The organism is Streptomyces sp. NPDC127108, from assembly GCF_042677545.1.
Classification (GTDB): Bacteria; Actinomycetota; Actinomycetes; order Streptomycetales; family Streptomycetaceae; genus Streptomyces.
The window spans coordinates 243,850-263,294 of the sequence record NZ_JBHXTE010000003.1 but is presented as its reverse complement, the minus strand read 5'-3'; the positions used below and the strand labels follow the sequence as shown (position 1 = coordinate 263,294).

The 19,445-nt window shown below is 71.5% G+C and carries 15 protein-coding genes; 7 read left to right on the top strand and 8 right to left on the bottom strand.

What is annotated here, in order from left to right:
- Positions 1 to 152 precede the first annotated feature (152 nt).
- Both ACFVHO_RS04275 and ACFVHO_RS04270 read left to right on the top strand, forming a co-directional pair.
- Positions 153 to 1,247 (top strand): LuxR C-terminal-related transcriptional regulator, encoded by a 1,095-nt coding sequence (locus ACFVHO_RS04275; RefSeq protein ID WP_385709921.1) that lies wholly within the window; start codon positions 153 to 155, stop codon positions 1,245 to 1,247.
- Positions 1,248 to 1,405: 158 nt separating this feature from the next.
- The gene (locus tag ACFVHO_RS04270) at positions 1,406 to 2,578 is read left to right on the top strand and encodes a LuxR C-terminal-related transcriptional regulator (protein WP_385709918.1); all 1,173 of its coding nucleotides are present in this window, start codon (positions 1,406 to 1,408) and stop codon (positions 2,576 to 2,578) included.
- Positions 2,579 to 2,884: 306 nt separating this feature from the next.
- Here the strand turns inward: ACFVHO_RS04270 and ACFVHO_RS04265 are convergent, their stop codons facing one another.
- The 5 genes from ACFVHO_RS04265 to dnaK all read right to left on the bottom strand — a co-directional run bounded on the left by ACFVHO_RS04265 (position 2,885) and on the right by dnaK (position 7,962).
- On the bottom strand, positions 2,885 to 3,403 hold the full coding sequence (locus ACFVHO_RS04265) for a hypothetical protein (RefSeq protein ID WP_385709915.1): 519 nt from the start codon (positions 3,401 to 3,403) through the stop codon (positions 2,885 to 2,887).
- 203 nt (positions 3,404 to 3,606) lie between these two features.
- A complete protein-coding gene (locus tag ACFVHO_RS04260; RefSeq protein ID WP_030362079.1) occupies positions 3,607 to 4,062 on the bottom strand; it encodes a heat shock protein transcriptional repressor HspR in 456 nt (151 codons plus the stop codon).
- A 4-nt stretch (positions 4,063 to 4,066) separates the two neighbouring features.
- The gene (dnaJ, locus tag ACFVHO_RS04255; RefSeq protein WP_385709911.1) at positions 4,067 to 5,263 is read right to left on the bottom strand and encodes a molecular chaperone DnaJ; all 1,197 of its coding nucleotides are present in this window, start codon (positions 5,261 to 5,263) and stop codon (positions 4,067 to 4,069) included.
- Between the two features lie 84 nt (positions 5,264 to 5,347).
- Positions 5,348 to 6,091, bottom strand: a complete 744-nt coding sequence (gene grpE / locus ACFVHO_RS04250) for a nucleotide exchange factor GrpE (protein WP_385709909.1) — start codon at positions 6,089 to 6,091, stop codon at positions 5,348 to 5,350.
- Positions 6,091 to 7,962 carry a molecular chaperone DnaK gene (gene dnaK, locus ACFVHO_RS04245; protein ID WP_385709906.1) on the bottom strand — a complete coding sequence of 624 codons (1,872 nt, stop codon included), beginning with the start codon at positions 7,960 to 7,962 and terminating at the stop codon, positions 6,091 to 6,093. The genes grpE and dnaK overlap by 1 nt, the downstream gene beginning before the upstream one ends.
- Before the next feature lie 319 nt (positions 7,963 to 8,281).
- On the opposite strand from dnaK, the gene ACFVHO_RS04240 reads away from it, so the two are divergent.
- Together ACFVHO_RS04240 and ACFVHO_RS04235 are read left to right on the top strand one after the other, a co-directional pair.
- Positions 8,282 to 10,549, top strand: coding sequence for a (Fe-S)-binding protein (locus tag ACFVHO_RS04240; RefSeq protein WP_385709903.1), 2,268 nt, complete (start codon positions 8,282 to 8,284; stop codon positions 10,547 to 10,549).
- 178 nt (positions 10,550 to 10,727) lie between these two features.
- Positions 10,728 to 12,041: an FG-GAP repeat domain-containing protein gene (locus tag ACFVHO_RS04235; RefSeq protein ID WP_385709900.1), complete on the top strand. Its 1,314-nt coding sequence runs from the start codon at positions 10,728 to 10,730 to the stop codon at positions 12,039 to 12,041.
- 66 nt (positions 12,042 to 12,107) lie between these two features.
- Here ACFVHO_RS04235 and ACFVHO_RS04230 read toward each other — a convergent pair whose 3' ends face one another.
- Genes ACFVHO_RS04230 through ACFVHO_RS04220 form a run of 3 tightly spaced genes read right to left on the bottom strand, consistent with a single transcriptional unit; the run spans position 12,108 to position 14,099 of the window.
- On the bottom strand, positions 12,108 to 12,287 hold the full coding sequence (locus ACFVHO_RS04230; RefSeq protein ID WP_385709898.1) for a hypothetical protein: 180 nt from the start codon (positions 12,285 to 12,287) through the stop codon (positions 12,108 to 12,110).
- The gene (locus ACFVHO_RS04225) at positions 12,284 to 12,790 is read right to left on the bottom strand and encodes a hypothetical protein (RefSeq protein ID WP_385709895.1); all 507 of its coding nucleotides are present in this window, start codon (positions 12,788 to 12,790) and stop codon (positions 12,284 to 12,286) included. The genes ACFVHO_RS04230 and ACFVHO_RS04225 overlap by 4 nt, the downstream gene beginning before the upstream one ends.
- A 58-nt stretch (positions 12,791 to 12,848) precedes the next feature.
- Positions 12,849 to 14,099 (bottom strand): helix-turn-helix domain-containing protein, encoded by a 1,251-nt coding sequence (locus ACFVHO_RS04220; RefSeq protein WP_385709893.1) that lies wholly within the window; start codon positions 14,097 to 14,099, stop codon positions 12,849 to 12,851.
- Between the two features lie 278 nt (positions 14,100 to 14,377).
- Between ACFVHO_RS04220 and ACFVHO_RS04215 the strand changes: the two genes are divergently transcribed.
- The 3 genes from ACFVHO_RS04215 (at position 14,378) to ACFVHO_RS04205 (ending at position 19,430) form a co-directional block, all read left to right on the top strand.
- Positions 14,378 to 15,769, top strand: coding sequence for an FG-GAP-like repeat-containing protein (locus ACFVHO_RS04215; RefSeq protein ID WP_385709890.1), 1,392 nt, complete (start codon positions 14,378 to 14,380; stop codon positions 15,767 to 15,769).
- Positions 15,770 to 15,824: 55 nt separating this feature from the next.
- Positions 15,825 to 17,258, top strand: coding sequence for an FG-GAP-like repeat-containing protein (locus ACFVHO_RS04210; protein ID WP_385709887.1), 1,434 nt, complete (start codon positions 15,825 to 15,827; stop codon positions 17,256 to 17,258).
- Positions 17,259 to 17,906: 648 nt separating this feature from the next.
- Complete coding sequence (locus ACFVHO_RS04205) at positions 17,907 to 19,430, top strand: FG-GAP repeat protein (protein WP_385709884.1); 1,524 nt, start codon at positions 17,907 to 17,909, stop codon at positions 19,428 to 19,430.
- Positions 19,431 to 19,445 lie beyond the last annotated feature (15 nt).

The following is a 19,445-nucleotide window of genomic DNA, read 5'->3' as shown; positions in this document are numbered from 1 at the left end:
GGATGACAAGTCACGAAGGATGACAGCTCACGAAGGATGACGGCCGGCCTCACAACTCACGGGCACCCGCCCGCGGGTGACGGCTCGTCGGTGCCAGGCGACCGCGGCGTCCGTCATTCGCGCGATCACTGCAATCCGAGCAGGGGGAGCATGTGCAGGACGTAGCGACGCAGGCAGCCCCCACCGTCCACGGCGGGACGCACGGCACGGCCGGGATCCGGATGACCGGACCCGTCCCGGCCGGCGAGCCCGCAGCCCGCCACCACGTGCCGCACGAGCCCGTGGACGTGTGCGAGGCCGGGCGGGCGCTGTACCTGCGAGCCCTTCAGGAACGCCGAGTTCCCGCCAAAGCCGCCGCCGCGACCCCGTGCCTCATCGACACCGGGCTCCTCCACCCCGACCCCGACGACGCCACCTGGCTGCGCCCCACCGCGGCCGCCGTCGCCCTCCCCCGGCTCCTGGAGGACATCGAGGGGCGCGTCGCCCGCCAGCGCGGCCGGGCGACCCGGCTCGCCGCCTCCTTCGAGCCGTTCCTGCGCCTCGGCGCCGACCGGGCCCCGGACCTCTCGGCTTCACCGGTCACCGTGCTCAAGGGGGTCCCGCGCATCCGCCTCGCCGTCCGGCAGGCGATGGCCGACGCCTCCGAGGAGATCCTCGGCATCCAGCCCGGCGACTCCCGGCCGCGACTCCTTCCGTACAACGAGCCCTGGCGGCTCGCGGAGTTCGCCGAGCGCGGCGGGCACATGCGGGTGCTCTCGCCGCCCCGGACGGCCCACGACGCGCTGCCCGGGCTGCGCCGGCCCGGGCCGACGAGCTCCGGCCACGTGCGGCCCGTCGGCCGTGAGCTGCGCACGCTCGACGAACTCCCGCCCTGCCTCCTGGTGTTCGACCGGGACGTCGCGTTCATCCCGGCCGTCGAGGACGGCTCGGTCGCCTTCGAACTGCGGTCCACCGCCCTCATCAGCTATCTCTCGACGGCCTTCGACATCCTGTGGCGCCTGGCCACACCCCTGTACCGCGAGGACACCCCGCCCCCGCCCGAGCAGGCGATCAGCGACGTCCAGCGCGCCATCGCGCACCTCCTCACCGAGGGCCACACCGACGCGGAGATCGCCCGCCACCTGGACATGAACGTCCGTACCGTCCGCCTGCACGTGGCCAGGCTCGCCGCCCTCCTCGGCAGCCGCAGCCGCACCCAACTCGGCTACCTCATCGGCCGTTCGGGGCTGGTCGAAGCCCACCCGTAGGCAAGGCCCGCGCTCCCGCGTGGTGTTGCGCTCCGTTGCGCAACGCACACGCTCCGGCACGCCGTCTCCGTGAACCCGTGTCCCCATGGCCTCATGGACGTGATGCCCGGCCGCGCACCGCCGAGCGCGGGCAGCGTCCATGGGGAGGGAGCACCACCATGTCCGAGGAGCGCGGACCGGGGAGGAAGGAAGACGGAGCGCCACCGCCCGAGCCACATCGGTCCCACGGCCCCGACACCCTCTGCGCGCCCGGCGCCGCCCTCTACCACCGCGCCCTGTGCGAAGGCCGCGTCCACACCCACGAGGCCGAACCGGCCCCGTGCCTCGTCGACTTCGGCCTCCTCCACCCGGACGTCGACGACATGCGGTGGCTGCTTCCGGGCGAGCCCACGACCACCCTGCTCGGTCTGCTGCGCGGCATCGAGGAGCAGGTCGGGCAGGAACGGCAGCGCGAGGCGGAGCTGTTGGCGGCCCTGACGCCGCTGCTCACCCGCATCCCCACCCAGCCCGAGAGACCCACCGCCCCCTCCGAGAGACCCCTGAGACCCACCGACCCCACCGACCCCACCGACCCCTCCGAGAGACCCACGAGACCCACCGACCCGCCCGAAGACCCCAGCAACCCCGAAAACCCCAGCAGCCGTGCCAGACCCACCAACCCCACCAGCCCCGCCATCACCCTCCACACCTCCCTCCCCCACACCACCCACGCCATCGAGGCGGCCGTGTCCCGCTGTGCGGAGGAGGTCCTGACGATCCAGCCGGGCGGCTTCCGGCCCATCGCGGATCTGGGCGCCGCGCCGCCGCGCGAGCAGGCGCTGCTGTCCCGGGGCTGCCGGATGCGCACGCTGTACCAGCACACGACCCGGCACGCCCTCCCCGTGATCGCGCACTTCGAGCGCCTCGACGGTGATGTGGAGGTGCGGACGCTGAGCGAAGTCACCGAGCAGCTGGTCGTGTTCGACCGCGCGGTCGCCTTCGTACCGGCCGACCGGGACTCCACCGGGGCCCTGGAGATCCGCGCGCCCGCCGTCGTCGGCTATCTGGTCGCGCTCTTCGAGAGGCTGTGGCGCCTTGCCACGCCGATGTTCCCGCACCCGGCGGCGCCGCAGCCCGCCAAGGACGGGGTCACCGCACGTCAGCGGGCCATCGCCGAACTCCTCGTCGAGGGCCTGACGGACGCCGGGATCGCCGACCGGCTCGGCATGAACGTGCGGACCGTACGCGTCCACATCGCGAAGCTCACCAGCACCCTGGGCGGCAGCAGCCGCACACAACTCGGATTCCTCATCAGTCGCTCAGGAATCCTGCGGCCCGGACACCACATGTGAATCACGATCGTCCGGATTTGCCGCCACTTGCCCCCACCTCCGCCCCTTGCACCGCAACAAGTTGACGGTAGCGGAGCGTGGCGGGCCGTTGCATCGTGGTGAGGGCGGCAGGGAGCGGCCAGAGCCCTTTCAGGTACTGGAACCGACCGCTCCCCGCGGCCGAGTGACTCTGTCGTGGTCTCCCCCCGCAGAGTCGCGCTTCCCTAAGGGGTTGCCCCGGTCCGGCTACGCCCCGTGGCCGACCGGGGCGCTCGCACTTCGGGGGGAGTGAGCGCCCCGTCCCACGGGCGGCCCGGGGCAGGCTGCTCAGGCGTGGGTCGCGTTGTCGTCGGCCCACTCCTGCAGCAGCCGCTCCCGCTCGTCCCTGCGCGGCGAACCGCCCTCGTGCGCGCGGCCCCACGCGGCCATCGCGGCCATCGTGGTCATCAGCGTGGCGGCGCCCTCGGTGAGGCGGGCGAGCAGGGCGCGCGAGAGGTCGTACTCCTTCTGGGAGTAGCCCGCGGCCGCGGCGACGTACGCCGTCAGCTCGATCTCCTCGTCGGCCGTCCCGACGCACACCGTCATCGTCGGGGCGTCGTCACCGCCGCCGAGGCCCATCGTGAGCGCCATGTCGACGACGGCGCCCACCTGCCGCTTGAGGGACCGCACGGGCACGTCCTCGACGGTGAGCGTCTGGATGTCGTCCCACAGCCAGAGGCCGGACTGTCCATGGCCGATACCGGCGATGCCCTCGGATGTGAGCCGCACCCCGGGGGCGAGCCCCGCCGGTTTCGAACCCACGTACACATCGCCTTCGGCGATCCAGAACAGCCCCACCATGGCCATGGTCTTCCAGCTCCCCCTGTGCCGAGCACAGCGCTTGAGTCGATTGCGCGATGGCGAGACGGGCTGGTCAGGGGCGCTCCGCGCCCGGCCCGCGGTCCTCGTGCCTCGCCCCGCCCACTATAAGGAGGCAAGCGACCGGGCCGGGAGTTCCCCGAAGGAGCTCCCGGCCCGGACAGAGCGCGGTGCGCACGCCGGCGCGCGTCTCACGCCTCCGGCGACCTCTTCGGCCGCCACACCACGAGCGCGCTGGTCTGCTGGACGTCCTGGTACGGCACGAGGTCGCGGCGGTACGAGGCGTGCACCGCGGCTTCGCGCTGCTGCATCGCCGCCGCGGCGCCCTCGACGGCCGCCGAGAGCTCGGCGACCCGGGACTGGAGCGCCGTGACCTGGTTCTCCAGCTCGATGATGCGCTTGATGCCCGCGAGGTTGATGCCCTCTTCCTGCGACAACTGCTGGACGGTGCGCAGCAGTTCGATGTCACGGGCGGAGTACCTGCGGCCCCGGCCCGCGGTGCGGTCGGGCGAGACCAGGCCCAGGCGGTCGTACTGCCTGAGGGTCTGCGGATGCAGGCCGGAGAGCTGGGCCGCCACCGAGATGACGTACACCGGGGTCTCGTCCGTCAGTTGATACGGGTTGCGTCGGCGGCCGTCCCGCTCCATGAGGTCACGCTCCCTTCGCGGCCTTGAACAGTTCTGCCCGCGGATCGGTGTCCGCAGTCGCCTTCCGGTACGCCTCCAGCGCTTCCTGCGCCGCGGGCGGCAGCGTGGTCGGCACGGCGACCTCCACGGTCACCAGGAGGTCCCCTCGGGTGCCGTCCTTGCGGACCGCGCCCTTGCCGCGGGCGCGCATGGTGCGGCCGTTGGGGGTGCCGGGGGGCAGTTTCAGGGTGACGGGCGGGCCGCCGAGCGTCGGCACCTTGACCTCGCCGCCGAGCGCCGCTTCCGCGTACGTCACCGGCACGGTCACCGTCAGGTTGTCGCCCTTGCGGCCGAAGACCGGGTGGGCGTCCACATGGACGACCACGTACAGGTCACCGGCGGGGCCGCCGCGCTCGCCCGGCGCGCCCTTGCCGCGCAGGCGGATGCGCTGGCCGTCGCTGACGCCCGGCGGGACACGGACCTGCATGGTCCGCGAGGACTTGGCGCGGCCGCTGCCGTGGCAGACCTCGCAGGGGTCCTGCGCGATCAGGCCGCGGCCCTTGCAGTCCACGCACGGGTCGGTCAGCGAGAAGCCGCCGCCCCCGCCGCGCGAGACCTGCCCCGTGCCCACGCACGTCGGGCAGACGCGCGGGGTGCCGTTCTTGTCGCCCGTGCCCGAACAGGCCTTGCACGGGGCCTGGGACGACATGCGCAGCGGAACCGTCGCGCCGTCCACCGCCTCCGTGAAGCTCAGCGTGACCTCGGACTCGATGTCCTGGCCGCGCCGCGGCTGCGTCCGTGTGCCGGCGGTCGCGCCGCCGCGGTTGAACAAGCCCCCGAAGACGTCACCGAGGCCGCCCCCGAATCCGCCGGCGCCCGTCGCCCCGCCCCCGCCCGGGGCGCCGCCTCCGAAGAGGTCGCCCAGGTCGAAGTTGAACGATCCGCCGCCGGGGCCTCCGGGGCCCGGCCTGAATCCTCCGCCGTTGCCGAAGAGCGCGCGGGCCTCGTCGTACTCCTTGCGCTTCTTGGGGTCGCCGAGGACGTCGTTCGCCTCGGAGATCTCCTTGAAGCGCTCCTCGGCCTTGGCGTTGCCCTTGTTGGCGTCCGGGTGGTTCTCGCGAGCCAGCTTCCGGTACGCCTTCTTGATCTCGGCTTCGGTGGCGTCCTTGGGGACGCCGAGGACCTTGTAGTAGTCCTTCTCGATGAAGTCCTTGGTGCTCATCCCCGACGTCCCTCCTTCCCTGTCATCCGGCGGGCCCCGGCGCCGAGGTCACCCTCGGCGCCGAAGCCGCCGTCCGTGTCGGCGTCAGCCCTCGTCCGGGCCACCGCTCTCCTTGCCCTTGGCGTCCGCGGTGTCCGCGGCGCCGTCGGCCTTGCTCTCCGCGTCCGCGGGCGCGCTGTCGTCGCCCTCGGCCGCGCCGGACTCCGCCGACTCCGCCGACTTCACCGTCTGCGCGCCGGGCTGCGGCTCGGCCACCGCCACGCGCGCGGGGCGCACGACCCGCTCGCCGATGCGATACCCCGGCTGGAGGATCGCGACGCAGGTCGTCTCCGTGACGTCCGGTGCGTAGCTGTGCATCAGCGCTTCGTGGATCGTCGGGTCGAAGGGCTCGCCCTCCTTGCCGAACTGCTGCAGACCCATCTTGGCGACGACGGTCTCAAGCGCCTCGGCGACGGACTTGAAGCCGCCGACCAGTTCGCCGTGTTCCCTCGCCCGGCCGACGTCGTCGAGCGTCGGGAGCAGTTCCGTCAGGAGGTTCGCCGCGGCGATCTCCTTGACCGTCACCTTGTCCCGCTCCACCCGGCGGCGGTAGTTCTGATACTCGGCCTGCAGCCGCTGGAGATCCGCGGTGCGCTCGGTGAGCGCGGTGCGGACCTGGTCCAGCTGGGCGGTCAGGCCCACGATCTGGCTTGCGTCCCCGGCCGGGGCCGCCGGGCCCTCCTCGGTGGAGGGCCCGTCGGCCTGCGGCGCCTTCTCTTCAGGGGTGGCGCCGGAGGGGACGTCGGGCTGCTCGGCGTTCTCGCCGAAGCCCGGGGTCTCCTCCGTCATCAGGCAGCGCCGCCCTTCGCGTCACCGGGCTTCTCGTCGTCGACGATCTCGGCGTCCACGACGTCGTCTTCCTTGGACATGTTCGGAGCGTCGGCGCCGGGAGCGGCACCCTCCGGTCCGCCCGCGGCCTGCGCGGCCTGGGCGTCGGCGTACATGGCCTGGCCCAGCTTCTGGGAGACGGCGGCGACCTTCTCGGCGGCCGTGCGGATCTCGGCCGTGTCCTCGCCCTTGAGCTTCTCCTTCAGCTCGGTGACGGCTTCCTCGACCTCGGTCTTGACGTCGCCGGGGACCTTGTCCTCGTTGTCCTTGAGGAACTTCTCGGTCTGGTAGACGAGCTGCTCGCCCTGGTTGCGGGACTCGGCGGCCTCGCGGCGCGACTGGTCCTCCTCGGCGTACTTCTCGGCCTCTTCGCGCATCCGGTTGACCTCGTCCTTCGGCAGCGAGGAGCCACCGGTGACGGTCATCTTCTGCTCCTTGCCCGTGCCGAGGTCCTTCGCGGTCACGTGCATGATGCCGTTGGCGTCGATGTCGAAGGCGACCTCGATCTGCGGGACGCCGCGGGGCGCCGGGGGCAGACCGGTCAGCTCGAACATGCCGAGCTTCTTGTTGTACGCCGCGATCTCGCGCTCGCCCTGGTAGACCTGGATCTGCACCGACGGCTGGTTGTCCTCCGCCGTCGTGAAGATCTCGGAGCGCTTCGTCGGGATCGTGGTGTTGCGCTCGATCAGCTTGGTCATGATGCCGCCCTTGGTCTCGATGCCGAGGGACAGCGGGGTGACGTCGAGGAGCAGGACGTCCTTGACCTCGCCCTTGAGGACACCGGCCTGGAGCGCGGCGCCGATGGCGACGACCTCGTCCGGGTTCACGCCCTTGTTGGCGTCCTTGCCGCCGGTCAGCTCCTTGACGAGCTCGGCGACGGCGGGCATGCGGGTGGAGCCACCGACGAGAACGACGTGGTCGATCTCGGAGAGCTGGATGCCCGCGTCCTTGATGACGTTGTGGAACGGCGTCTTGCAGCGCTCCAGGAGGTCGGACGTGAGCTGCTGGAACTGGGCGCGGGTGAGCTTCTCGTCCAGGTGCAGCGGGCCCTCGGCGGAGGCCGTGATGTACGGCAGGTTGATCGTGGTCTCCGTGGAGGAGGACAGCTCGATCTTCGCCTTCTCGGCGGCCTCGCGCAGGCGCTGGAGCGCCATCTTGTCCTTGGAGAGGTCCACGCCGTGGCCGTTGTTGAACTGCTTGACCAGGTAGTCGACGACGCGCTGGTCCCAGTCGTCACCACCGAGGTGGTTGTCGCCGTTGGTGGCCTTCACCTCGACGACGCCGTCGCCGATCTCCAGGAGGGACACGTCGAAGGTGCCGCCACCGAGGTCGAAGACGAGGATCGTCTGGTCGTCCTTGTCCAGGCCGTAGGCCAGGGCGGCCGCGGTCGGCTCGTTCACGATGCGCAGGACGTTCAGGCCCGCGATCTCGCCGGCTTCCTTGGTGGCCTGGCGCTCGGAGTCGTTGAAGTACGCCGGGACGGTGATCACGGCGTCCGTGACCTTCTCGCCCAGGTACGACTCGGCGTCGCGCTTCAGCTTCTGCAGGATGAAGGCGCTGATCTGCTGCGGGTTGAAGTTCTTGTCGTCGATCCCGACCTTCCAGTCAGTGCCCATGTGGCGCTTGACGGAGCGGATGGTCCTGTCGACGTTGGTGACCGCCTGGCGCTTCGCAACCTCGCCGACCAGCACTTCACCGTTCTTCGCGAAGGCGACGACGGACGGCGTGGTCCTGGCACCCTCGGCGTTGGTGATGACGGTGGGCTCGCCGCCCTCCAGAACGCTGACGACGGAGTTAGTCGTGCCCAGGTCGATGCCGACCGCACGTGCCATTTCAATGCCTCCAGATAACTTCTTGAGTGGAACTGACTCAAGGATGCATCAGGGGTTCGCAGGAGTCAACAGACCTGAGTCGGGTCGACTCAACTCTTATCTCTTCCTTACGCGCAACCCGGGACTGCTGTGCGAGGAGACGCCACACCCGGGGGACACGGTTGCGCGACGCCGTGGATAGGGCAGCCTGAGCGACGCAGATCACCGCCTGGCTGGCTACAGTGCGGCGATGTAAGTGGGTAGTCTCAGACGGACTGCATAAGTTACCGCTTAGTAATACGTTGGATTGCCCACCCTCGCAGGCCCGAGGAGCCCCGAAATGCAACTCGCCGCGATCATCGTGTCGCTGGTCCTCATCGCAGTCGGCGTCGCCCTGTTCGGCCGTGCCATCCTGCAGATCTACCAGTTCATGCGGCTCGGCCAGCCCGTGCCCGCAGGGACGAGGACCGACGCGCCGACCGAGCGCACCCTCACCGTGGCCAAGGAGTTCCTCGGCCACACGCGCATGAACAGGTGGGGCGTCGTCGGTGTGGCGCACTGGTTCGTCGCGGTGGGCTTCTTCTCGCTGCTCCTGACGATCGTCAACGCCGTCGGCCAGCTCTTCAAGGCCGACTGGATGCTGCCGATCATCGGCGACTGGGCCCCGTACAACATGTTCGTCGAGTTCCTCGGCACCATGACCGTGCTCGGCATCCTGACCCTGATCGTCGTCCGGCAGCTGAGCCGCCCGGACCGGCCGGGCCGCAAGTCCCGGTTCGCGGGCTCCAACACCGGCCAGGCGTACTTCGTCGAGACCGTCATCCTCATCGTCGGCGTCTGCATCTTCATGCTGCACGCCCTGGAGGGCGCCCAGCACCACGTGGACGGCTACGAGGCCTCGTTCTTCATCTCGTACCCGTTCGTCTCGTGGTTCGGGGGCATGGACGTCTCGACGCTCCAGAACCTCACGTACTTCTTCGCGGGTCTGAAGATCGCGACCTCCTTCATCTGGATGATCACGGTCGCCCTGAAGACCGACATGGGCGTCGCCTGGCACCGCTTCCTGGCCTTCCCCAACATCTGGTTCAAGCGCGAGGCCGACGGCTCCACCGCCCTCGGCGAGCTGCTTCCCATGACGTCCGGCGGCAAGGAGATCGACTGGGAGGACCCGGACGAGGACACCGTCTTCGGCGTCAGCCAGGTCGAGCAGTTCTCCTGGAAGGGCCTGCTGGACTTCTCCACCTGCACCGAGTGCGGCCGCTGCCAGTCGCAGTGCCCCGCCTGGAACACCGGCAAGCCGCTCTCCCCCAAGCTCCTCATCATGTCGCTGCGCGACCACGCGCACGCCAAGGCCCCGTACCTGCTCGCGGGCGGCGGCAAGACGATGGAGGGCGAGGAGAAGGCGTCCGAGGAGCAGCTGAAGGACGTCCCCGCCGCCGCCCTCGCCGAGGCCGAGCGCCCCCTCATCGGCACCCTCGAAGAGAACGGCGTCATCGACCCCGACGTCCTGTGGTCCTGCACCACCTGCGGCGCCTGCGTCGAGCAGTGCCCGGTGGACATCGAGCACATCGACCACATCGTCGACATGCGCCGCTACCAGGTCATGATCGAGAGCGCGTTCCCGTCCGAGGCCGGGACAATGCTCAAGAACCTGGAGAAGAAGGGCAACCCCTGGGGGCTCGCCAAGAAGCAGCGCGTGGAGTGGACCAAGGAGGTCGACTTCGAGGTCCCGATCGTCGGCAAGGACATCGAGGACCTCACCGAGGTCGACTACCTGTACTGGGTCGGCTGCGCGGGCGCCCTTGAGGACCGGGCCAAGAAGACCACCAAGGCCTTCGCGGAGCTCCTGCACATGGCGGGCGTCAAGTTCGCGATCATGGGCGGCGACGAGAAGTGCACCGGTGACTCGGCCCGCCGTCTCGGCAACGAGCCGCTGTTCCAGCAGCTGGGCGCCGAGAACGTCGCGATGCTGAACATGGCGTACGGCGAGGACGACGACGATCCGGGGACCAAGAAGCCGAAGTCGGCGAAGAAGATCGTCGCCACCTGCCCGCACTGCTTCAACACGATCGCCAACGAGTATCCGCAGCTCGGCGGCGAGTTCGAGGTCATCCACCACACGCAGCTGCTCCAGCACCTCATCGACGAGGGCAAGCTGATCCCGGTCACGCCGGTCGAGGGCCTCATCACCTACCACGACCCCTGCTACCTGGGCCGTCACAACAAGGTCTACACGCCGCCGCGCGAGATCATGGACAAGGTCCCGGGCCTGCGCCAGCAGGAGATGCACCGCCACAAGGAGCGCGGCTTCTGCTGCGGCGCCGGTGGCGCGCGGATGTGGATGGAGGAGCGGATCGGCAAGCGCATCAACACGGAGCGCGTGGACGAGGCGCTCAGCCTCAACCCCGACATCGTGTCGACGGCCTGCCCGTTCTGCCTCGTCATGCTCACGGACTCCGTGAACGGCAAGAAGAACGACGGCAAGGCCAAGGAGTCGCTCCAGGTCGTGGACGTCGCCCAGCTCCTGCTCGACTCCGTGAAGACGCCGGTGGACCCGGCGGGCGAGGAGGAGTCGGCGGACGCGCCGGAACCGGAGCCGGTGAAGTAGCTAACCAGGACAGGTTCTGTCCTGGACTCGGACAGGTTCTGTCCTGGACTGTGTGTGGGGAGGGGCCGGTTTCGCCTGGGGGCGGGGCCGGCCCCTCGTCGTTCGTGTAAACCTGTGGTGCGGCTGATGCTGTCGTGAGCATGAAGAAGTCATCGGGTGACGCAGGGGTGGGTGCGGCATGAGGGGTTCCGGAAGACGTCTGCTGGCCGTCGTCGTGGGCGGCGTCCTGGTCCTCGCGGGCTGCGGGGGCGGCGGCGAGTCCCACGCGCGCCCCGAGAACACCGGTGCCGCCGGCCTCGCGAACAAGAGCGCGCCCCAGCAGCCCGTCCCGCGCGGCAAGGGCAGCAAGGTCGACGACGACTTCAACGGCGACGGCGCCAGGGACCTCGTGCTCGACGCGCTCGCCCATCGCGGGCACGGCGACGACCCCGGCATCGGCGTCGTCTACGGAAGCCGTCGCGGACTGGTCCCGGGCGCCCGCCAGTTGCTCACCGCGCGCGCCAACGGCGCCCGTACGAAGGGCCAGTTGCCCGCCGCCTTCGAGTCCGAGGCGTCCTGCGACCTGAACGAGGACGGCTTCACCGACCTCGTCGTGTCGACGGACCCGCCCTACGACGGCCAGGGCCGCCCCCCGGTCCCCCTCCAGCTCCTCTACGGCTCCCCCGCGGGCCTCACCGGCAAGGCCGTCAAGCTCCAGGTGCCCGAGCGGGCCCGCCTCGGCAACGACTGGGCCGACCAGCCGGTCTGCGGCGACTTCGACGGCGACGGAGCCCACGACCTCGTCCTCCACGCCAGCGGCGCCCATCTCACGTACCTGCGCGGCCCGTTCACACGCAAGGGCGCCCCCCACGCGGCGGGCAAGCCGATCACCGCCCCCGGCAACGACCTCGCCACCGGCGCGCCCGCCGTCGACGTCAACGACGACGGCTACGACGACCTGGTCGTCCGCGAGGAGGCCCGCTCCTCCAAGAGCAGCCTCGTCCTCGGCGGCCCCAAGGGCCCCAACCGCACCGGCGTCCTCTTCCCCGCCTCGACCGACGTGGCCTTCGGCGCCTTCGGCCGCGCCAAGGGCATGGACGCGGCGCTCGCGGCCCCGGGCGGCATCGCCCTGCGCTACGACGTGCCGGGCACGGCGCGCGCGAAGATCGGCGTACGGAACGCCACCGTGTACGCGGGCGACCTCGACGGCGACGGCCGCAGCGAGCTGGTCGTGGGCGGGGGCGGGCCCGGCGAGGTGTGGGTGTACCGGGGCCGCGCGTCCGGTCTCGCCGCCAACGCGACGGCGACGCTGGTGCCCTCCCGGGGCCGGGACGGGGTCGTCCAGGTCCTGAAGGTGGCCGACTTCGACGGGGACCGGCGCGCGGACCTGGTCGTGCGGACCGCCTGGGGGCAGGGGCGGGACCGGGTGGAGGTGTATCCCGGCAGGGCCGGGGCGGACGGGCCGGTGTCCCGGAAGCCGGGGGTCACGTTCTCCACGGTGGGGTTCGGGTAGTCGGACGGGGGTGCGTCCCGTAGTCGGACGGGGGTGCGTCGCTGGTCAGGCGCGGGTGCGCGCTAGTCAGGCCGGGGTGCGTCCGGCCCGCAGGGAGCGGTTCCTTGCCGCCTTCCACGTCTCGCGCAGACGGGCGCCCGTGGCGCACTCGTCCTCGTCCTGGCAGGGGCGGCAGCCGTACAGGTGGCCCAAGTAGACGGCGTACGCCTCCGTGGCCCGTGCGTCGAGTTCCGTGGTGGCGTTCACGGCTCGACCGCCTTCAGGGTCTCGGCCGTCATGAGCAGCGCGCTCAGGTGTGCGGGGTCGCAGAGTTCGCCGGGGGCGGTGGGCTGGACCACCCAGCGGGTGAGGGTCGACACGGGGTGGCCCAGGCGGGGGACGCCGAGGAAGGTGTGGGTGCTGAGCCGTTCCTCCGTGCCGTGCCAGGTGGAGTGCGGGGCGATGAGGACGTAGTACGGGCCGGGGGCGCCGCGGGTGTCGCGGATGACGGGGCCCGCGAGCCAGTCGCGCAGGAAGGCGGCAACGGTGTGCGGGTCGTCGCTGTGGACGGCGGCGTGGACGCGGGCGGCGGGTACGCGGATGGCGTCGAAGCGGTGGCCCAGGGGGAGCAGGGCGAGGCCACGTTCGGCCCAGGCGGTGTGGACGGCGCCGGGGTGGGGGTCGGCTCCGGCGAGCCAGGCGCTGATCCGTTGTTTGTCGTGGCCGAGCGGGGGCGTCGGAGGTCCCGGGGGCGGGGGGATTCGGGTCACACCTTGGACCGTAGGCGCACCCGCGCCCCGTCGATGACCGGAATCCGGTCACCTCGTGTCAGGCGCCCAACAGGCCGATGCCCATGGCCAGATCGGCTGCGCGGTGCCGACGGCCGGACTGCTTCGACTCGGTCTCCTCAAGGATGATGCGGCGGGCGTAGCCGTTGTAGCGGATCGTTTCGGGGGCGGCCTCGTACGCCTTCTGGAGCGTGGCGATCGCCACGTCCGGCTGCCCGTCGAGCTGGAAGCCGCGGGCCTCCTCGATCCGGTGCCGGGCCCGGCGCGGCCGCGACTTGATGACGGCCTTGTCCGCGCGGGCCGCCTGGCGCACCGACTCGCCGCCCTGGCGCAGCTCGACCGCCACGGTGACGGCGTGCGCGCCCATGATCGCCCGGCCGAAGCTGGTCACGGGGTGGAAGTAGTCGGCGGGCAGCCGCGCCGCCATGTCCTTCGCCTTGTCCCAGTGCCGCCACGCCGTACCGGTGTCCCGGCGCCGGGCCGCGGTGTAGCCGAGCTCGAACTCCAGGGCGCCCGCGATGGCGAGTACGTCGTCGGCGGCGTCGGGCAGGAGGGGTTCGAGGAAGCGGATGGCTTCGAGGTTGATCGTGTCGGCGGCGTCGAAGTGGCGGGGCCCGCTGTCGCGGTGGGCCTGCGCCAGGAGCCAGGCGGCCACGCCGATGGCGTGCGGGTCGCCCGAGTCCTGGGCGGCGACCATGCCGCGCTCCGCGACGCGCCACAGCAGGGCGGTGTCGGGCTGATAGGCGAGGAAGAACTGCGACAGCGAGTACGTCTCGGCGAGGTGGGCCTGGGCCGCCCGGCGCTCGGCGGCCGTCTCGGCGTGCCGTGCGATCGCCCGCGCGTCGCGGATCAGGTCGGGCAGCAACTTGCCGATGGCCTCGCGGTGGTTGGGCGACTGGTGCCGTGCCTTCCACGCCGCGTGCAGGCGGGCTTCCAGGTGCGCGACGGGGGGCGGTTCGACGACCGTCGCCAGGGCGAAGTCGTCGACGGCCGCCTGGACGGCGGCGAGGCGGGGATGGCCGGGCCCGGCGAACAGGTCCACGTGCGCGTCCGCGCGGCCGGTCAGCTCGGCCAGGTCGCGCACGCGCAGCGCCTCGGCGATGCGCAGCACCATGTCGAGGGCCGGGGCCCGTTGCTGGCCGTTCTCGATCTTGCGGAGGGTGTGCACCGACACCCCGATGAAGTCCGCGAGTTGGGCGCGGGTCATGCCACGGCGCTCGCGGAGGATCTGCACGCGCTGACCGAACCGCAGCGGGTCGGCGTACGGGTCCGGAGTGTCACCTGAGGACATCACGGCCTTGCCCCTCTCTGAACGGCTCACCACCAGCCAGCGTATGGGCAGGGCCGGACGCGCGTGAGCCTTCTGCGAACTCCGGGACGCGTGTGAACGCGGCCACGCCAGGGGCCCGGGGCGCGCCGGGGCAGGGGCGCCCCTGCCCCCCACCAACCCCCGACTCGCACAACCTTTCCCTCCCCCCGCCTGTCACACCCCCGGAACCCCACACCACCGTTCACCCAAGGTCCACCCCCTGGTGACCCCCCGTGAACCCACAAGCCCGGGAGCCCCACGTGCGCGCAAGAAGCCTGGCCGTCGCGGTCACCACCGCAGCCCTCGCTGCCGGAGGCCTGACCCTGCCCCTCGCCGGGACGGCCACCGCGGCCCCCGCCGCCCTGAAGGACGACTTCAACGGCGACGGCTACCGCGACCTCGCGGTGGGCGCGCCGAACGGCAACTCGGTGACGGTGACGTACGGTTCGGCGTCCGGCGTGAAGCCGGGCCGCGGCACGACCGTCACACAGAACACCGCAGGAGTCCCCGGCACCACCGAGCCCGGCGACGAGTTCGGCGAGAACGTCACCAGCGGCGACGTGAACAGCGACGGCTACGCCGACCTGATCGTGGGCGCCCCCGGCGAGACGACGCCCGGAAAGCCCGGCGGCACCGTCACCATCGTCTGGGGCGGCAAGAGCGGCTTCAAGACGGGCGGCAAGACCCTCACCGCGCCGAGCGCCGACGACCACCGCTTCGGCGAGGCGGCCAGCTTCGTCGACATCGACGGCGACGAGGTGGCCAACCTCGCGGTGATCAGCGGCAACCACTGGTGGTACTACGCCGACGGCACCCCGCAGGACGGCCGCGCGATCCCCCTCGAAGTCGACTTCCTGCCGAAGAACGTCCGCCTGGACGACATGATCGCGGGCCACTTCACGAACAAGGGCGGCTACACGTACATCCTCGCGGGCGAGCGGGAGGACGGCGGCGCCTACACCGCGTACATGAAGGGCGGTGCGGGCGACCTCGGCTACTGGTCGGGCGTCCTGGCCGAGGGCGACGACCGGACGGCGACGCGTGGCCCGCTCGCCGGGGGCGACGTCAACGGCGACGGCTACGACGACCTGATCACCGGCAACCCGCGCGCGGGCAAGGGCGGTTCGGTCAGCGTACGCCTCGGGGCCGACTCCGAGCTCGGCGCTCCCGTGACGTACACGCAGGACACCGCGGGCGTACCGGGCGCGGACGAGGCGGGCGACGCGTTCGGCGCGGCGGTGGCCGCGGGTGACGTGACCGGCGACGGCCGCGCGGACGTCGCGGTGGGCGCGCTCGGCGAACAGGTCGGAACCGTTCCGGGCACGGGGAGCGTGACCCTGTTCAAGGGCGCGGCGAACGGCCTGACCGGTGGCAGGTCCTGGCACCAGGAGACGACGGGCGTCCCTGGAGTCGCCGAGAAGAACGACCAGTTCGGATCTTCCGTGCGCCTGAAGGACATCAACAGGAACGGCAAGGCCGACCTGTCGATCGGCGCGCGCGGCGAAGACATCGGCACGGCGGCGGACGCGGGCGCGGTGTGGGTGCTTCGCGGTACGACGACGGGTGCCACGACGTCGTACGCAACCTCCTTCAACGGCTCGGACTTCGGCGCGGGCGGGGCCGGAAGGGGCTTCGGCGAGACGCTGCGCTGAGTGCTGCCGCCACTGACCTTCAACTCACCTACGTACATTGCAGGTTGGAGCTACCTTGCGTAAGAAGACTCTCTCCGCCGCCGTGCTGTGCGCGGCGACCGTACTCGGCGTCGCGGGCCTTTCCGCGACCCCCGCCGTCGCGGCCGGGCCCGCGCCGAAGCCGAAGTCGGACTTCAACGGCGACGGCTACGCGGACCTCGCGGTCGGCGTTCCCGGCGCCACGGTCGGCGGCAAGGCCAAGGCGGGCTACGTGAACGTGGTCTGGGGCGGCAAGAAGGGCCTCGGCGGCCACGGCTCGACGACCGTCAGCCAGGGCACCGCCGGGGTTCCCGGCACCGTCGAGAAGGACGACGGCTTCGGGTCCGCGGTGGCGACCGGCGACATGAACGGCGACGGCCGCACGGACATCGTCGTCGGCACGCCCGGCGAGGACAACGCGGCAGGGGGCGCCGCGGGCACCCTCACCGTCCTCTGGGGCGCCAAGTCCGGCATCAAGGGCGGCTTCACGGCCGCCAACGGCGCGTACGCGGACAACCAGATCGGCGGGATCGTCACCACCGGTGACTACGACGGCGACGGCGACCAGGACATCGCGCTCAGCACGGCGAACGACGAGATCCGCGCGATGGAGATGCGCCCGGGACCGTTCAAGGCCGGGTCCCCCGCGACCCTGAAACGCGTCGACAGCTGGCACTTCAGCGGTCCCCGCGCGGTGACGTCCGGCGACTTCGACGCGAACGGCCGCGACGACCTCGCGGTGACGTACGGGGGCATGGAGATCGCGGGCACGGCGGTGTACGGCACGGAGTCCGGGGCGTGGAAGAGGAACTGGCGCACCGGCGACACCGCGACGTCCCTCGCCACCGGCGACTTCGACGGCGACGGCACCGCCGACCTCGCCCTCGGGCAGGTCCAGCCCAACCCCGAGGCCGAGGAGGGCGACCACGGCTACTGCGAGGACCGCCTCGGCGGTGCCATCGCCACCGTGTACGGCAAGTCCGGCACCACGCTCGGCGGCGACGTGTCCTGCACCACCCAGAACACGCCCCGCGTCGACGGCAACTCCGAGGCCGAGGACAACTTCGGCGCGGCGCTCGCCGTGGGCGACCTCGACGGCGAGGACGGCGACGAGCTGATCGCGGGCGCCAGTGCCGAGGCGGTGGGCAGCGACCAGGCCGCCGGCGCGTACTGGATCCTGGAGTCCACCGGCACCGGCAAGGAGCTCTACGGCAGCGGCCTCAACCAGACCTCCCCGGGTGTCCCCGGTACGTCCGAGGCCGGCGACCGCTTCGGTGCGGCGGTCGCCGTGGACGACTACAACGCGGACGGCTCCCCCGACTCGGCCGTCGCCGCGCCCGGTGAGAACGCCTCGTCCGGCGGGGTCTGGTACGGCACCCCCAAGGACCGGCCTGCGCCTCAGGTGTCGGTGACACCGGCCAAGCTTGGTCTCGCGGGGGCGCGGTCGTACGGGGCGATCCTGGGCCACTAGCGCCCACCGAGGCGCGGGGCACCACCACTGCGGCACCCCGCGCCTCTCCCCCCCCCACAACTCGGCCAACTCGGCACCCTCAGCCCGAACCAAGCCCCCCCGATCGCGCTCCGCGCTCGTCCTCAAACGCCGGACGGGCTCTCCCCCACCCACCCGCCCAAACTTGCACCGGCCAGCCCAACAGCCCGGCACCTTCAGCCCGCCCGCGTCAGCGAAGTTCTCAGCCCAGCCGGCGAAGTCCTCGGCCCAGCCGGCGAAGTCCTCAGCCCACCCAGCGAAACCTTCAGCCCACCTGGCGAACTCTTCGGTCCACGGCGGAATTTTCAGCCCGTCCGGCGTTTGAGGACGAGGCGCGGAGCGCCGATCCGGCGGCGGACCGTCCCACCCGCACGGGACACCCACCCCCGGGGTCCAGGGGCGCAGCCCATGGTTTCGGAGAAGGGGTGGGACTGGGGCGCCCCCGCGAGGGCTCCGCCCCCCCTGCCCCCAACTCCCCATAACGACAACGTAACTTCACGCCAGCACCACACAACCCCCACACCTCACCGCAGGTCTCTCCTAGGCCAAGGTCCAGGCCAACGCATACGCAAACGCGCAGCCAACCCCTGGCAAACGCAACCGCGATCACACCGCAGGAGAGAACCCCGCATGTCCCAGAGCAAGCGCACCACCTCCCGCGACACCGACCTCCCCCACAGACCCGGCACCCGCCACCTGCGCCTGACCACCGCCACCGCGGCCACCGCCGCCACCCTGGCGCTCACAGGCGGCCTCCTCACGGCCACCGCACAGACGGCAACAGCGGCCCCCCGCCCTGAACTCACCACCCCCGACGCGGACTTCAACCACGACGGCCGAGCGGACGTCGCCACATCCGCCTCGGGCACGTACGTCGGCGGCAAGGCCGCGGCGGGCGCCGTCACCGTGACGTACGGCAAAGAGGGCGGCGTCGGCCGAAGCGTGGCGTACACGCAGAACGGCCCCGGCGTCCCCGGCTCCGCGGAGAAGGGCGACGGGTTCGGCGCCGACCTGGCGTACGGGGACTTCGACGACGACGGCTACGACGACCTCGCCGTCGGGGTGCCGGGCGAGGACGTGGGCGGCGACAAGGACGGCGGCTCCGTCCAGATCCTGTGGGGCTCGCCGAGCGGCCTGAAGGGCGGCACCACCCTGAAGGACCCGCGCCCCACGCGCCACGACCGCTTCGGCGGCTCCCTGGAGGCTGCGGACTTCAACGGCGACAAGAAGACCGACCTGGCGGTCGGCACCGGCACCACCGCGGTCGTCGACATCCTGCGCGGCGGCTTCAGGCGCGGCGGCGCGACGGGCGGCCACTCCACCGTCAAGGCCCGCATCCACGGCAACGGCGAGGTCGGCGTCCTCAACCTGCACTCGGGCGACGCCGACGGCGACGGCTTCGAGGACCTGATCGTCAACGGCTACGAGACGACAGCCGAGGCCCCCAACGCCAACTTCTGGATCCCCGGCTCCCGTTCGGGCCTGAAGGCGTCCGCCGCCAAGAAGCTCCTGCCGGGCATCATCACGGACCTGGGCGACGTCAACAAGGACGGCTACGACGACGTCGTCATCGGCACCTCGTGGGACGACGGCGTCGCGGGCGCGGCCAAGGGCGGCGCGGTGAACGTACTGTTCGGCAACGGCGGCGGCCCGGACAACGACGAGCGCGACAAGATCACCCAGAACACCTCGGGCGTCCCCGGCAGCGGCGAGAAGGGCGACTCCTTCGGCAACGAGCTGGACCTCGGCGACATCAACGGCGACGGCAACCTGGACCTGGTGGTCGGCGCCCCCGGCGAGACCGTCGACGGCGTCGCGGACTCCGGCGCGGTGACGGTCCTCTACGGCAAGGCCGACGGCTCCGGCCTCACCGGACGCGGCGCGAAGCTCCTCACCCAGAACACGCCCGGCGTCCCCGACGACGACGAGAAGCACGACTTCCTCGGCTCGGACGTCCACGTCGACGACCTGAACGGCGACCTCCGCGCCGACGTGATCCTGGGCGCCGTCGGCGAGAACGGCGGCAACGGCGCCGTGTACCCGCTCCTGTCCCAGCAGAACGGCAGCCTCAAGGGCACGTCCGGGATCTACCCGGGGACGGCACACCTCTCCGGCACGGGCACCCCGCGCCTGGGCGCCAACTTCGCCGACTGACCCCCACCCCCACCT

Excerpts from the sequence above, each read along its gene's own strand:
- ACFVHO_RS04235 (WP_385709900.1), top strand. The coding sequence starts at position 10,728 with ATGAGGGGTTCCGGAAGACGTCTGCTGGCCGTCGTCGTGGGCGGCGTC.
- dnaJ (WP_385709911.1), bottom strand. The coding sequence starts at position 5,263 with ATGAGCACCAAGGACTTCATCGAGAAGGACTACTACAAGGTCCTCGGC.
- grpE (WP_385709909.1), bottom strand. The coding sequence starts at position 6,091 with ATGACGGAGGAGACCCCGGGCTTCGGCGAGAACGCCGAGCAGCCCGAC.
- ACFVHO_RS04270 (WP_385709918.1), top strand. The coding sequence starts at position 1,406 with ATGTCCGAGGAGCGCGGACCGGGGAGGAAGGAAGACGGAGCGCCACCG.
- ACFVHO_RS04220 (WP_385709893.1), bottom strand. The coding sequence starts at position 14,099 with ATGTCCTCAGGTGACACTCCGGACCCGTACGCCGACCCGCTGCGGTTC.
- ACFVHO_RS04265 (WP_385709915.1), bottom strand. The coding sequence starts at position 3,403 with ATGGCCATGGTGGGGCTGTTCTGGATCGCCGAAGGCGATGTGTACGTG.
- ACFVHO_RS04205 (WP_385709884.1), top strand. The coding sequence starts at position 17,907 with ATGTCCCAGAGCAAGCGCACCACCTCCCGCGACACCGACCTCCCCCAC.
- ACFVHO_RS04240 (WP_385709903.1), top strand. The coding sequence starts at position 8,282 with ATGCAACTCGCCGCGATCATCGTGTCGCTGGTCCTCATCGCAGTCGGC.
- dnaK (WP_385709906.1), bottom strand. The coding sequence starts at position 7,962 with ATGGCACGTGCGGTCGGCATCGACCTGGGCACGACTAACTCCGTCGTC.
- ACFVHO_RS04260 (WP_030362079.1), bottom strand. The coding sequence starts at position 4,062 with ATGGAGCGGGACGGCCGCCGACGCAACCCGTATCAACTGACGGACGAG.